This is a genomic window from Sphingopyxis yananensis (assembly GCF_020687785.1).
Taxonomy (GTDB): Bacteria; Pseudomonadota; Alphaproteobacteria; order Sphingomonadales; family Sphingomonadaceae; genus Sphingopyxis; species Sphingopyxis yananensis.
Genome location: NZ_JAJEWI010000012.1, coordinates 1 through 13,685 on the forward strand (window position 1 = coordinate 1; position 13,685 = coordinate 13,685).

General features: G+C 54.5%; 13 protein-coding genes. 7 read left to right on the forward strand and 6 right to left on the reverse strand.

Annotated elements, in window-relative coordinates; genetic code table 11:
• The coding region (locus tag LKO31_RS14425; protein ID WP_227691275.1) for a sugar phosphate isomerase/epimerase family protein at positions 1-509 on the reverse strand (509 nt) is incomplete at its 3' end.
• 42 nt (positions 510-551) lie between these two features.
• Between LKO31_RS14425 and LKO31_RS14430 the strand changes: the two genes are divergently transcribed.
• Positions 552-986, forward strand: a complete 435-nt coding sequence (locus LKO31_RS14430; protein WP_227691276.1) for a nuclear transport factor 2 family protein — start codon at positions 552-554, stop codon at positions 984-986.
• 107 nt (positions 987-1,093) lie between these two features.
• Here the strand turns inward: LKO31_RS14430 and LKO31_RS14435 are convergent, their stop codons facing one another.
• Together LKO31_RS14435 and LKO31_RS14440 are read right to left on the reverse strand one after the other, a co-directional pair.
• Complete coding sequence (locus tag LKO31_RS14435) at positions 1,094-3,328, reverse strand: TonB-dependent receptor (protein ID WP_227691277.1); 2,235 nt, start codon at positions 3,326-3,328, stop codon at positions 1,094-1,096.
• A gap of 326 nt (positions 3,329-3,654) precedes the next feature.
• Entirely contained in the window at positions 3,655-4,749 is a 1,095-nt protein-coding gene (locus LKO31_RS14440; protein WP_227691278.1) for a DUF1214 domain-containing protein, read from the reverse strand.
• 40 nt (positions 4,750-4,789) lie between these two features.
• On the opposite strand from LKO31_RS14440, the gene LKO31_RS14445 reads away from it, so the two are divergent.
• The gene (locus tag LKO31_RS14445; RefSeq protein ID WP_227691372.1) at positions 4,790-5,257 is read left to right on the forward strand and encodes a nuclear transport factor 2 family protein; all 468 of its coding nucleotides are present in this window, start codon (positions 4,790-4,792) and stop codon (positions 5,255-5,257) included.
• Here the strand turns inward: LKO31_RS14445 and LKO31_RS14450 are convergent.
• Positions 5,242-5,997, reverse strand: a complete 756-nt coding sequence (locus LKO31_RS14450; protein WP_227691279.1) for an SDR family NAD(P)-dependent oxidoreductase — start codon at positions 5,995-5,997, stop codon at positions 5,242-5,244. The genes LKO31_RS14445 and LKO31_RS14450 overlap by 16 nt on opposite strands.
• 157 nt (positions 5,998-6,154) lie before the next feature.
• The gene (locus LKO31_RS14455) at positions 6,155-6,385 is read right to left on the reverse strand and encodes a hypothetical protein (RefSeq protein ID WP_227691280.1); all 231 of its coding nucleotides are present in this window, start codon (positions 6,383-6,385) and stop codon (positions 6,155-6,157) included.
• Positions 6,386-6,521: 136 nt separating this feature from the next.
• Between LKO31_RS14455 and LKO31_RS14460 the strand changes: the two genes are divergently transcribed.
• The 3 genes from LKO31_RS14460 (at position 6,522) to LKO31_RS14470 (ending at position 10,070) form a co-directional block, all read left to right on the forward strand.
• Positions 6,522-7,151 (forward strand): nuclear transport factor 2 family protein, encoded by a 630-nt coding sequence (locus LKO31_RS14460; RefSeq protein ID WP_227691281.1) that lies wholly within the window; start codon positions 6,522-6,524, stop codon positions 7,149-7,151.
• A 151-nt stretch (positions 7,152-7,302) separates the two neighbouring features.
• Positions 7,303-8,943 (forward strand): GMC family oxidoreductase, encoded by a 1,641-nt coding sequence (locus tag LKO31_RS14465; RefSeq protein ID WP_227691282.1) that lies wholly within the window; start codon positions 7,303-7,305, stop codon positions 8,941-8,943.
• Entirely contained in the window at positions 8,943-10,070 is a 1,128-nt protein-coding gene (locus tag LKO31_RS14470; protein WP_227691283.1) for a zinc-binding dehydrogenase, read from the forward strand. Before LKO31_RS14465 ends, LKO31_RS14470 begins: the two co-directional genes overlap by 1 nt.
• Positions 10,071-10,165: 95 nt before the next feature.
• On the opposite strand, the gene LKO31_RS14475 is transcribed toward LKO31_RS14470, so the two are convergent.
• Positions 10,166-11,245, reverse strand: coding sequence for a Rieske 2Fe-2S domain-containing protein (locus tag LKO31_RS14475; RefSeq protein WP_227691284.1), 1,080 nt, complete (start codon positions 11,243-11,245; stop codon positions 10,166-10,168).
• A 133-nt stretch (positions 11,246-11,378) separates the two neighbouring features.
• On the opposite strand from LKO31_RS14475, the gene LKO31_RS14480 reads away from it, so the two are divergent.
• Together LKO31_RS14480 and LKO31_RS14485 are read left to right on the forward strand one after the other, a co-directional pair.
• Positions 11,379-12,209, forward strand: coding sequence for a LysR family transcriptional regulator (locus tag LKO31_RS14480; protein WP_227691285.1), 831 nt, complete (start codon positions 11,379-11,381; stop codon positions 12,207-12,209).
• Positions 12,210-12,402: 193 nt separating this feature from the next.
• Entirely contained in the window at positions 12,403-13,593 is a 1,191-nt protein-coding gene (locus LKO31_RS14485; protein WP_227691286.1) for a sulfotransferase family protein, read from the forward strand.
• Positions 13,594-13,685 lie beyond the last annotated feature (92 nt).

Genomic DNA, 13,685 nt, shown 5'->3' on the forward strand with positions numbered 1-13,685 from the left:
AAATGCAACAGGTCCACATTCACGCCCACACGCTGGGGCCGTCCGACTGCCTGCACCAACGCCAGCGCCGCTGAAAGGGATGGGATTTGCGATACCGGATAAAATTCCAGCGCAACGCCCAGCCCATGTTTTTCGGCCAAATCGCTGAACGCACCAAAATTGTCCAAGCGTCGTTGGCTGTCCCGATCATAGACCAAAGCATTGACCAGCTTCGCCCCCAATTCCGCTGCGCAGGCCAAGGCGGGTTCCAAATCCGCAACGTGGGTGCGGCCTGCCAAGGTGAAGGGATAGGCCAAATCCAGCCCAATGTTCAGCGCCGCCATATGCGAGCGCAAGGCCCGCCGCTGGGCGGCATCACCATACAGGTCAAATGCAGGCATGTGCGGCAACACCGCCATCGGTTCCATGAACAGGCAAATGGCATCACAGCCAGCCTCGGCGGCAGCACTGACCAATTCCATAGGCCCCGCATCCACCGCGGTCAGATGATCCAATGCCAATCCTGTCATATTCATAGTCCCAAATTATCATGTGAAAGCGAGCAAAAGACGATGAGCCACGAAAGCAAAATTGCGAACCTACTCTATCTATATGCCGAACGAATGGATGGCGGAGATTTGGACGGGGCAGCCCTATTATTCCGTCACGCGGATATCATGGTTCTGGGCAAGGATGCACCCATAAATCATCAGGAATTAAGGGAAATTTGGAACAATTTTGTCCAAATTCACCCCTGCGGAACCCCGCGTACCAAACATATTGTGTCCAACCCGATTATCGATGTGGATGACGCGGGGACCAAGGCAAGCTGTCGGTCCTATTACACCGTCTTGCAACAGACGGACGAACTGCCGTTGCAAATCATCGCTGCGGGCCGATATCATGATCGCTTCCAGCGCGTGGACGGCGAATGGCGCTTTGTCTTTCGCGATTATCGCCTATTCGACCATGTGGGGGACGTCAGCCAACATTTGAAACACATGTAATCGCCGTTGAGCACCGCCGCGCGGCGGTCATGCGTTCACAAAAAGCAAAACAACAAAAAAGGCCCCGTGCGAACCAACGCACGGGGCCTTTTTATCAATTCAAGAAATTAGAAGCCCAAACGTGCTTCCACGCCGATGGTCCGTGGCTCTTGATAGGTCTTGGCTGCGCCCGTGAAGCCAGTCGCCAAGGTTCCACCGATTGCGGCCGAATAGGTGCTGCCGCGATGGTCCAGCAAATTGTCTGCAAAGACCGACAGCTTAAACTCTGCACCCGAAGCGGTCGGACGCTTGAAGCTGATCCGTGCATTCAACAGCTTGGATGGGTCGCTGAAATAAAAGTCACGACCAACAACCGCGCGTCCAGCGGCGACCGAACCCGATACCTTACCTTGATAGCCATAATTGGCATGCAGGCTGAATTCTGCATCATCAGCCGTCCGCAAGAATGTCCAATCACCGCCAAAATTATAGCTATATTTGGGAACAAACGGCAAATAGAGATAAGGTGCAGCATTATCGCCCTGATCCAAGACTTGGTCGAAGACCGAGCCTGGGATCACATCCACTTGCTTCACATTCTGGTCCATATAGCTGAATGAACCATAGAAAGAGAAGTCATTGCTGAGGCGCAGTGTCGCATCCAGTTCAACACCCTTGATCGACGCACGGCCCGCATTGCTGGTCGCGATGATTGTCTGATCATTGGTTTCCAAATAATCGACCTGCAGATCGTTGAAGTCATTATAGAAAGCAGCAAGGTTCAGCGTCAAACGACGGTCGAACAATTGCGACTTAAAGCCGGCTTCCCATGCCTTGACCTTTTCGGGGCCAAAGGTGTTGGCAAAATTCAGGGTCGATTCTGCGGAACCACCAGCCTTATAGGATTGCGAATATTTCGCATAGGTCATCAAATTGCTGGTCCACTCAACAGCCAAATTGGCCATTGGGCTGAAATTATCAAAGCTTTGGTTATTATATTCGCGTGGGTTCAGAACCTCTGGATCCGCGTCATAGGTGACACGGTCCGCACTGCGCTTATCCTTGGTGTAACGCGCACCCACCGTCAGCTTCAATCGATCGTCCAACACCCCTGGAGTCCATGTCGATTGAGCATAAGCGGCATAAGATTTGGACAGCGTGTTCACGTCGCGGCCTGAATATGCATCAAAGCCACCCGAGAGGGCATCTGTATAGAGATAAACACTATGGTTATCAGCTTTATGGCGGCCCTTTTCACGATAGAAATATAAACCGCCCGTAAAGGTCAGGCGATCATTAATGTCACCTACCAATTGCAGTTCCTGCGAATATTGGCTGGTGCGATAATAATGATCCTGTTCAACCGTTAGGTTAAATTCATTACCTGCTGGAACCAAACCTGCCGTCGAATAAACCGCGCCATAGTTCACATCTTGCGTAGCGCGGAAACCGCGATAGGCCGACAGGCTGCGGATTTGGAACTTGTCGCTGATATCCCATTCCAACGTCAACTGATGGTCGACGAATTTGGAAACGCTATAATCCAGATCCAGCGTAGTATAAGTCCGATCTTTGTCGGCTACATAGCCGTCCAACACCAAATCATTATTGATATAATAGTTTGGCGTGGTGCGAACGCGGCCAAGGTTGAAGCCATAGTTGGCCGTAAAATTATCGGTTGGGGCCCATTTCACGGCCAAACGGCCAGCGAATTGGTTGAAATCATTGTAATTGCGGTCCGAGTCGCCATTCTTGACCCAGCCATCCTTGTCCACATAGGTCAGCGAGCCTTTGACCGAGATATTGGCAAATTCTGGCAAATCAATGGTACCAAGCGCACGCACCAAATTGCGGCTGCCGGTCGCCAAGGTCACATTGCCGCCCAATTCGCCGCTTGGCTTTTTGGTAATGATATTCACCGCGCCGCCCGTGGTGTTGCGGCCATAGAGCGTGCCCTGTGGGCCGCGCAAAACTTCGATACGCTCTGGATCACCCAAATCCAACAGCGCGCCTTGCGGACGACCGATATAGAAACCATCCATATACAGACCCACACCGCCGTCGCGGGTGATTTGGCCTACGTCACCAGCGCCTTGGCCGCGCATGGTTAGGGTCAATGTGTCCGACGCGTTCGGATAGGCTGTGACCTTCAAGCTAGGCGCAGCAGCGGCCAAGCTGTTCAAATTGGTGACTCCTTGGTTCACCAATGTTTCGCTGGTCAATGCGGTCATGGCGACCGGAACTTTTTGCAGGCTTTCCGAACGACGCTGAGCCGTCACGATGATTTCGCCCGGTACATAAGCACCGCTTTCGGCTTCGCTAGCCTGCTGGTCATCAGCGCTGCTTTCGTTGGCATGGGCCATGCCTGACTGCAAAATCAGGGCCGCAAAAACCGGCAGCAAAAGCGAGCGATTAACGCGTGGAGCATTTATATTATTTCTACGCATATCAAATCGTCTCCCGATTATAAAAGAATGTTTGCGTTATCTATCATCTGCCAGATGGCATTTTTTTGGCATTTGTCAAAAGATTTGAACATGAGACGGCATGACTTTCATCAACAAAGTGTAAATATCTGTAATTATGGTGATAAATTTGCAACAATAAGATATCAAAAACAAAACGGCCCGTTATGTTGCAGTGCAACATAACGGGCCGTTTTGTTTGATAGAATACGAATCAATATTGGTTATTTAACCTTCACAACGCGGCATTCCGGTACGGGATATTGCTGCGCACCAATCCAGCGCAATAAACCTGTCCCTTGACGGTGACCAGCCAAGTCAATCCAGTTGCCATAGCCTTTATCTTGTTCGGCACAGACCAAAACAACACTGCCGTCCGCTTCATATTGAACCTGTGTATTGTTCACCCACACTTTTTGATGAACATGGTCCAGCGACTCCATCCACCAATTGTCGATCTGGAAATTCCACATGCGGCAGGGTGGCGGGGTAAAACGCAATTCCAACGCTTCGTCCGCCGCCAAATCAAAATATAAATGGCCATACCAAATATTGGGATCACCGCCTGCGGTTTGGAAAAAAGCTTGTTCCTTTTCATGAATTTGGTTCGGGGTTTGTTGGAACATCTCCGACCAATCAGCAAATGTATTGGCGGTCCCACGAACCCATGCGGCGGATGCCTGCAATTGTTGACGAATTTTCTCTGCCGTTAAAATATCTGGCACGGCTGGACCATCACCGATCCGCTCCACCTTCACATCAGCGGCGACTTCGGTGTTTTTGTCGTTAAAGGTTTGGCGGACGATCAACAGGCTGCTGTCATCGGCCATGGGCAACCAATTGCCAGGCTGCGGGGTGCAGCTGGCGATAATTTCGAAACTGCCGTCTGGACCAAATTCCATATCGTCAAATTCCAGCTCGCCCGTCGACGCCATGGTGCCGTCAATCGCGTAGCGGTTCGCTTTGCTGCCGATGCTGAAATAAGGAACGCTGTTGCGCTTGCCGGTAATACGATAGGTGCGGCTGGGGTTCACCACACATTGCTGATACAGATTGTCAGGATTGTCCGCCCCAATTTTCAGCTTGTCATCGCACAGCAAAAACAAGCGTGGAAAATCTGGGTCCGCGCTGTCCACCATCATATTCAGCGACGTACGCGCCAAACGGCTGAGATAGCGCAGACCTTCTGCCTGATCGATATCATTCAGCGGCGATGAGGGACGAGCAAGAACTTCCCCCGCTTCTGCCAATTGCGCGCAAAACTCGCGCCATATATGGTCCAGCGCCGGAGATGGTTTGAGGCCATTGTTGTTCGCCATGTTCAATCCTTTTCACCCATAGGAAAATATCGTGTCAAATATGTTGGAGAGCCTCGTCGCGCGCGTGCAATTGCTTGAAGATCGCGAAGCTCTGCGAAACCTGATCGCCCATTATGGCCCCTTGGCCGACAGCGGAGACAGCGAGGCCGTGAGCCAATTGTGGGATGTCGCCGGCAGCTATGAAGTGCTGGGATTTGCCAAAGCGACCGGCCAACAAGCCATTGCCGGATTGATTGAATCGGATGAACATCAATCCTTGATGCGCGATGGCTGTGCTCATCTGCTGGGCCCCGCCGCGCTGACCATCACGGGGGATAGCGCCGTCGCGACGGGCCACAGCATCGTTTTTCGTCGCAGCGACACCGGCTTTATCGTCTATCGCGTGTCCGCCAATCATTGGCAATTCACGCGCGGCCCAAATGGCTGGTTGGTCAGCCATCGGACCAATGCCTTGTTGAACGGCGACGAGGCGGCACGGGCGCTGCTGCATCCTTATCCGGCGAGCTGACCACCATCGACAACCATCAGCGACCCTGTCACCTTGCGCGCCCGTTCGCCCGCCAAGAACAGGAACATATTGGCGATATCGTCAGGGTCGCAGCTTCCGTCCTTCAGCTTGGGGGCATTGCGCATCACCAAGTCCCAATTCACATCGCCTTCGGGCGGCGCGGTTAATTCGGTCATTGGGGTGTTCACTTGTCCTGGGCAAATGGCGTTTACACGCACGCCCTTGGCGCCAAATTCAATCGCCAAGCCTTTGGTGATCGCCGCGACAGCATGTTTTGATGCCGAATAAGCGATGGTGTAAGCAATACCCTGAAGCGCCGCCGCCGACGCGGTATTCACAATATTGCCGCCCGATTTGACCAAATGGGGCAAGGCCGCCTGACACAGCGCGAAAACGCTGGTGGTGTTGATGCGCATGACTTTTTCAAAATCATCGATCGAGAATTCTTCCGACGGACCCCACATCAAAACACCGGAAATATTGCACAAAACGTCCAGACCATTGACGGCGGCAACGTCCACCAAGCGGCGGCAGCTATCAATATCCATCGCGTCATAGGGCTGAATCACGGGCTGACGCGCCATCATGGCAGCGGTTTCTTCAAGGCCAGCGACATTGCGATCGGCAATGGTCAGATTCGCGCCTTCGGCCGCAAAACGCAAAGCCGTCGCACGGCCAATGCCGGACGCCGCGCCTGTCACCAAAATATTCTTGCCGGCAAAATCACCCAATGTCGTCATGCTGATATCTTTCGTCAGCACCCACTGGGCAAGCCTGCGTGGGCGCAAGGTTGTAAATCATTATCGTGGCAAACTGGCGGCGTGTGACGCCGAAAACCCAATATTTGGGGCCGAATCTCGGGGACAGAGGCCAAGGATCAAAGCCCTATCGCCTGCCTTAATGCGAGGTAATCAGCGCCATCGTCTGGGGCGATACCATCGGATATTGCGCCGCATAAGCCGCTGTTCCGACAGAAAATTCACCAGTTTGCCGTTCTTGAATCCGTAAGTGCGCGGCCTGATTCTGGCTGTCGCTATATGTTGTTGTCGCCATTTTCACGGGCGCCGTCGGTGCGCCAATCATCATGAAAATAGGGGTCAGCAGCGCCGCTGCAGCCAATCTCAACATATTACCCTTGCCTCCCAAAATTTAATTTGCGCTTCCGTTTTATCGAAAGGCTTATGATTCATTGACATCCATGGTAGTTTAATTGTTTAATTCGTCAATTAAAGATATCAAATTTACGCAAATTTAGGATTTGGCAATGTCATCATTATCGATTGAAGCCCGTCTGGACCGTCTGGAATCGCTGGATCAAATTCGCCAACTTCCTGCGAAATACGCCCTTTGTCTCGACATGCGGGATATGGATATGATGGTGACGCTGTTCCCCGACGATGTTCGCGTGGGCAAGGATTCCAGCGGTCGTCAGGCTTTGCGCGCCTATATGGACCGCACGTTGCGCAGCCCCTTCACCGGCACATCCCACCATATTGGTGGCCATATTATTGAATTTGACGATGCCGACCACGCCCATGGCATTGTCTATTCCAAGAATGAGCATGAAACCGGTGACGAGTGGGTGATCATGCAAATGATGTATTCCGACGAATATATCCGCCGCGACGGCCAATGGTTTTTCGCCCGCCGCCTGCCGCTTTATTGGTATGCCACCGATTTGAACAAACCGCCTGTGGGCGACCAGAAAATGCGCTGGCCCGACAGCGACCCCGTCGATGGCAATTTCCACAAATTATTCCCCAGCTACGAAGAATTTTGGAGCCGCGATGGCGACCATGGTGGCCCCGTTCCCGAAGCCGCGCCCTTGGAGCAATTTTTAAACCATATGCGGCGCGGTCAAGCCGCACCCAAGGTCAAGGTCCGCGCGGACTGACGCTGCAAAGCGTCGCCATAGAGCATGAGTTTCAGGGGAAGGGCACCATGGTACCGCAATTTTGCGCGTCCCCCGTCTCCTGTTTCTCTTGCGCTTTTCTTCTTGTGCGGCGCTTGCCCACAGCGCCCAGACCACCCGTTTGAGGGACATTATGAATATCGATAGCCCCTATGATTATATCATCGTCGGCGCGGGTGTTGCTGGCTGTATTTTGGCCAATCGCCTGTCGGAAAACCCCGCCCACCGCGTGCTGTTGCTGGAAGCCGGCGGCCATGACCGCAGCGCGCTAATCTCTGCGCCCGGCGGATTGTTGGGTATCATGATGTCAGGCCGCCATGCTTGGCCCTATTTGTCCGCGCCGCAGCAACATTTGGATGGCCGCAACCTCTATGTCCCGCGCGGCAAGGTTCTGGGCGGCGGGTCGTCCATCAACGGCATGGTTTATGATCGCGGCATGCACAGCGATTATGACCGCTGGGCACAGGCTGGTAATGATGGTTGGTCCTTTGCCGAGGTCCTGCCCTATTTCAAAAAGCTAGAAAGCTTTGGTCCCTTTCCCAGCGCGTGGCACGGTCAGGATGGACCGATCCAAATCAGCCGCGCGTCGCAAGACCACCCCTTTTCCCAAGCCTTTGTCGCCGCTGGCCAGCAAGCGGGCTATGCGTTTTGCCCCGATTTTAACGGCGAACATCGCGAAGGCTTTGGACCGGTTGACCTGAATATCGGCAAGGGCAAACGATCCAGCGCCAGCCGCGCCTATCTTCATCCCATCCTATCACGTCCCAATTTAACCGTCCTGACCAAGGCTCATAGCAACCGGATTTTGTGGGATGGCACGCGGGCGAGCGGGGTCGAATATCAGCATCGCGGCGCCGTTCATACAGCCCATGCGGCACGGGAAATATTGTTAACGGCTGGCGCGATCAACTCGCCGCAATTGCTGATGCTATCGGGCATTGGGCCTGCCGCCCATCTGGCGGACCATGGCATAAAGGTTGTCGCCGATCTGTCTGGCGTCGGGCAAAATCTGCAAGATCATTTGGCCGCGCATGTCAAAATGCGCAGCACCAAGCCATGGTCGATGCTGCGTTACCTTAGCCCATGGCGCGGCGCTATGGCGATGGGGCAATATCTGATCAGCCGCACCGGACCTTTGGCCGACCCTGGCATGTCGGTGGCGGCCTTTGTGAAATCCGACCCCAATTTGCCCGAGGCCGATATAAAAATGCTGCTTGTGAGCGCCCTGATGGCCAATAATGGCCGGACGATGGTGCCGCAGCATGGTTTTTACGCCCATATCAACGTGGCCCGTCCCGAAGCACGGGGCAGTGTGACTTTGGCCAGCGCCGACCCCATGGCTCCGCCGATTATTGACCAAAATTACAATGGCACACAAAGTGATCGCGACGTGATGCGCGCTGGTGTCAAAATTGCCCGCACCATTTTCGCGCAAGCCGCCTTTGACATATGCCGTGGCCCCGAACTGGCCCCCGGCCCCGATGTGCAAAGCGACGAAGATATTGACCGCTATATCCGCACCACCGCCGAAGCGGATTATCACAGCGTCGGCACAGCCCGCATGGGCGATGATGCAGGGGCCGTCGTCAATGCCCAGCTTCAGGTTCATGCGGTACAGGGCCTGCGCGTTGTTGACGCGTCCATCATGCCGTCCATTCCGGGCGGCAATACCGCCATGCCGGTGGCCATGATCGCGGAAAAAGCCGCCGATATGATCATGGGCCGCCCTGCTTTGCCCGCCGAAAATCTCGGCCCCCTAAAAGGTCAGGCATAATGTCGAATAACGCCGAACACAGCCGCACCCTCAAGGTTCAAGCCATGGTTTGCCACGCGGCTGGCGAACCGCTGGTGCTGGAAACACTCGACCTCGCTGCGCCGGTTGACGACGAAATTTTGGTCGAAATCATGGCCAGCGGTTTGTGCCATACAGACGCCAGCCAAATCAGCGGCGCGTCCGCCCCCTTCCCCTTTCCGGTGGTGGCAGGGCATGAAGGGGCCGGTATTGTGCGGGAAGTCGGCCCCGCCGTTACCGACATCAAGGTCGGCGACCATGTCGTGCCCTTGTCAATTGGGGAATGCGGCGAATGTGAAAACTGCTTGTCGGGTAAAACCAATCTTTGCATGGCCTTTTTAGCGGAACTCGGCTCGTCTCAGCATCGTTTTTCCCTGAACGGCGTGCCGGTGTCGGCCTATGGCGGCGTTGGTTCCTTTGCCCAATTCATTGTGATCAAACAGCATAATGCGGCCGTCATTCGCAAGGATGTGCCCTTTGATCTGGCCTGCTTGGTCGGCTGCGCGGTGGCGACCGGTGTCGGCGCGGCCACCAAAACCGCCCAGGTTGCCAAGGGAGATAGCGTGGCCGTTTTTGGCTTGGGCGGCATCGGCCTGAATGTCTTGCAAGGCGCACAATTGGCGGGGGCCAGCCGTATCATTGGTATCGACCTGAACCCAGCCCGCGCCGAAGAAGGCAAAATTTTCGGCATGACAGATTTTATCAACCCTGCCGATGGCGACGCCGTCGATGCGGTACGCAGCTTGACGGCGGGCGGCGTCGATCACAGCTTTGAATGTGTGGGCCACCCCGCCTTGATGAAACAAGCACTGGATGCCACCCGCATTGGCTGGGGTTGTTGCACCGTTTTGGGCGTTCCCGCCGATGGTCAGCAAATCCAGATCACCCCGTTTGACCTACAATTGGGCCGCACGGTAAAAGGCAGCTTCATGGGAAATATGCGTGGACGCAGCGATCTGCCCATGCTGCTTGACCATTATGTCGATGGCCGGTTGAAACTGGACGAATTGGTATCGCATCATTTGCCGATCGAGCAAGTTAACACGGGCTTTCAGATCATGGAAGAAGGCGCAGCCAAGCGGGTTGTTGTCAGCTTTACTGGCGCTTAGCACAAAATATAGGGGGTGCAGAACCAGCTGCACCCCCTATCTTTCTGGCCGGTGCCCCACATCACCACCGGTGACATGGGGCGCGGAGCAATATTTTAAGCCGCTGTTTTATTAGGGCGGGTGTCATAGGTGACAACCAAGCCATTGACGCGGGCCTGCAAGGCTTCGGCCTTGTCGCGGGGGTTATAAAATTGCTTATACCAGCTGCGTACCTTGCCATATGGACCATCCGCAGGGATAGCCATCGGGTTGATGCAGGCGCGCTTATTGCCCCAAATTTCAACGTCCTGCGCAAAGGCCAGACGGCTGCCTTCTTGATAAGCAAAGGCGATTTCACGATCTTGGTCGGTGATTTCGCGCGAACCGTCATGCACCTTCACCATCAACGCATGCCATGAACGGGTCACGCCATTTTCGATGGGGGTGTTGGCAATCATGATAAAGCTGTCAAACGCGCCAGCCATTTCCGATTGCAGGAAACCGGGGCCTTCATACCATGTGTCCAAGACCAATTGGTCATCGGCTTCTGCCGTCAAAGTGCGGTGGCCAGCGCTATAATATTGGTGGACCTTGTGGCCGATGAATTCATTGGCGAAATATTGGAAATCCTTGGCACCATGGATCGGCACGAAGTGCGCATAGTCGGCCATATTGTCGACGATTTCGATGCCATGAACGTTCAAATCGCCCATATAGTCGATTTTCCATTCGACCCAGCCCGGTTCGCCATAATGGCCGCCGAAATCGGCCAATTCCACGTCCGGTTCCAAGCCTTCGGGGCAATGCCACATCCACAAAATGCCCGCACGTTCGATCACCGGATAGGTGCGCAGCGTCGCCGCCTTGGGAACAAAGTCCGAATAAGGAACATGGTTGCACTTGCCATCAGTGCCAAAGCGCCAGCCATGGAAGGGGCAGCGAATGGATTCGCCTTCGACCTGTTCACCATCCAAAACGATATAGGACGTGCTATTTTTCGCCAGATGCGCGCCCATATGCGGGCAATAAGCATCAACGACATAGGGCGTACCCGATTCGCCGCGATACAGGACCAAGTCCCTACCAAAATAACGAATTGCACTGGGCGTGCGGGTTGCGTCGGTCGCAGGTCCAATCATGAACCAGCCACGGGCGAATTCAAATTCGCCTAGGCCATAGTCAGCTGATGTAGCCATCTCGTCTATCCTCATCGTATCGCGCCAAGATTCCCGCGCATTTGTGAAATCGAATACCCCATGGGAATAAAAATGCGAAGTTATTTACGCTGCACACATCTTGTGCAAAAATGCACGCATGCAATGGGACGACATGAAAATCTTTCTCGCGGCCGTGCGGGCGGGGTCATATACCGCCGCTGCACGGCACTTGGGCATTAACCGCACAACGGTTGGACGCCGCATTGATTATCTGGAAAAACAATTGGGGGTGGAGCTGTTTCATTACCGCACCGCCAGCCCCTATCCCACCGATGCCGGCATGGCCTTGATGCAAACCGCCACGCGTATGGAAGACGCCGTTTTGGAATTGGACCGAAAATTGGCGGACCAAAGCCAAGCTTTTCCCACATTACGAATATCCGCCAGCGCAGGGATGGCATCGGAATTCATGCCAGAATTGGCGGATTTTCAACGCAGAAACCCCAATATTCCCATTGAAATATTGTCCGAACTCGATCCCGTCGATTCCGTCACCCATCGCCGTGCAGATTTGGGGCTGGCTCTGCTGCGCCTGCCGCCAAAGCAGCTGGATGGCATTGAAATTGCGACGGCGCATCAAGCCGTCTATGGGGCCAAAAACCGCGCCACCGATCGGGCCCTTGGCTGGGGCCATGAAATGGACGTGGCCATTCCCGCCCAATGGACCGGCAGCAACCCGTCCGGCCCCCGCGCCGAGGCAGCAGGCCTGCCGTGTTTCAACAATTGGAACGAGATGAAACAAGCCGTCATCGCGGGTATCGGAACCGCCAGCCTATGGACATTTGCCGTCCAAGATCAGGACCAATTGGACCAGCTAACGGAGCCAGACTCCCGTTTTTCCTTCCCCCTTTGGCTGATTCGGCGGGCCACCTTTCCCCCCAGCCCGTCGCTGCTGATGTTGATCGACTATCTCAAAATCCATCTCGCGGCGCGCCTTGCCTAGCGGTTAGGCGCACATGCGCCTCTCGAGGGTCCATCGCTATCATCGTATAAATATTTCAAAAACCGGTCTGAAATCGCTAAATTATCCTTGCATAAAGCATCAATGCGAAGAATATACGATCCCCAATAACGCAAATTAAATTTTATTGCTGATATGACGCATCCTGTGCGTAATCATTTGGGGAAGGTTTCATATGTCCGACACAGCCGCTGCAACAATGGCCATGGCTCGCTCCCCTTATTTTGATCGGGAACAGCTTTTGGCATTGGCCCGCGAACGGGCGGGCTTGGATGATTTTGGGGACACATGGTTTTTTGAACCGATGGACCAATTCATCAGCGCCAGCAATCGCGAAGCCAATCTGACGGAAATGGGGCTAGGCGGACAAATTGAAACCATCGTCAAAGGGTTGGTGAGCCGTTTGCGCATGGTCGATGATATCAAGCGCCACCCCGAAATTTTGGACGAGAAAATCGAGGTTGCGGGCATCATCTTGGGCTTGCCCCGCACGGGTAGCACTATTTTCCATCGCCTGCTGGCCTCGGCCCCAGGGATGACGGCTATTCGTTGGTATGAAGCGCAAAATTATGCGCCTTTCCCCGGTGAAGACCCCGTGACCTCCCCCGACCGCCGTGCCTATGCACAAGCGATGATCGATGGCTGGCTGAACGCCGCGCCCGAATTGGCATCCATCCACCCGCTGGACCCCGATGCACCGGACGAAGAAATTCTGATCCTTGGGCAATTGTTCGTCAGCACCATGGTCGAAGCCATGACCTTTGCGCCCAGCTTTGCGGCATGGTTGAACGATTATGACCAATCGCGCGGGCACGAAGACCTCAAGACCATCTTGCAATATCTGCAATGGCAAAACCCCAGCCGTCGCGGCAAAAAATGGATTTTGAAAAGCCCCTCCAATCTGCCCTATGCCGAGGTGGCGGCCAACGCATTTCCAGATGCCCAACTAATCATGACCCACCGCGACCCGCTGGAAATTGTGCCGTCCTATGTCAGCATGGAAGCATCACTATACAGTTTGGTGTCGGACATTAGCGACGCGGACGTTGGCCAATTTTGGTCGCGCCGCTTGGCGGATTGGATGAACCGCTTTGAAGAGGCGCGGGACCGCATCGGTGCCGACCGCTTCATCGACATCGATTATCGCGCCGTCACCCGCCAACCGATGGAGGAAGCCCGCCGCGTTTTGGCGGCTATCGGCATCGCGGATGGACCGGAAGTGGACGCAGCCCTCAGCGAATTTATGGCGGGTAACAAACGCGAACAACGCCCAGCCCATGACTATAGCTTGGAGCGTTTTGGCTTGGATGCCGATTGGATCAAGGAAGCCTTTGCAACCTATCGCGCCCGCTACACCCAGATGTGACAGCGGCAGATGCGATAGGGCATCGCCATCACAACTTACCGAAATGAAGCTATTGGGGGAGCCACGCCCATAGAGATATGGGCATAGGCTTT

Excerpts from the sequence above, each read along its gene's own strand:
- LKO31_RS14455 (WP_227691280.1), bottom strand. The coding sequence starts at position 6,385 with ATGTTGAGATTGGCTGCAGCGGCGCTGCTGACCCCTATTTTCATGATG.
- LKO31_RS14480 (WP_227691285.1), top strand. The coding sequence starts at position 11,379 with ATGAAAATCTTTCTCGCGGCCGTGCGGGCGGGGTCATATACCGCCGCT.
- LKO31_RS14435 (WP_227691277.1), bottom strand. The coding sequence starts at position 3,328 with ATGGCCCATGCCAACGAAAGCAGCGCTGATGACCAGCAGGCTAGCGAA.
- LKO31_RS14450 (WP_227691279.1), bottom strand. The coding sequence starts at position 5,997 with ATGACGACATTGGGTGATTTTGCCGGCAAGAATATTTTGGTGACAGGC.
- LKO31_RS14465 (WP_227691282.1), top strand. The coding sequence starts at position 7,303 with ATGAATATCGATAGCCCCTATGATTATATCATCGTCGGCGCGGGTGTT.
- LKO31_RS14485 (WP_227691286.1), top strand. The coding sequence starts at position 12,403 with ATGTCCGACACAGCCGCTGCAACAATGGCCATGGCTCGCTCCCCTTAT.
- LKO31_RS14440 (WP_227691278.1), bottom strand. The coding sequence starts at position 4,749 with ATGGCGAACAACAATGGCCTCAAACCATCTCCGGCGCTGGACCATATA.
- LKO31_RS14460 (WP_227691281.1), top strand. The coding sequence starts at position 6,522 with ATGTCATCATTATCGATTGAAGCCCGTCTGGACCGTCTGGAATCGCTG.
- LKO31_RS14430 (WP_227691276.1), top strand. The coding sequence starts at position 552 with ATGAGCCACGAAAGCAAAATTGCGAACCTACTCTATCTATATGCCGAA.
- LKO31_RS14470 (WP_227691283.1), top strand. The coding sequence starts at position 8,943 with ATGTCGAATAACGCCGAACACAGCCGCACCCTCAAGGTTCAAGCCATG.
- LKO31_RS14445 (WP_227691372.1), top strand. The coding sequence starts at position 4,790 with ATGTTGGAGAGCCTCGTCGCGCGCGTGCAATTGCTTGAAGATCGCGAA.
- LKO31_RS14475 (WP_227691284.1), bottom strand. The coding sequence starts at position 11,245 with ATGGCTACATCAGCTGACTATGGCCTAGGCGAATTTGAATTCGCCCGT.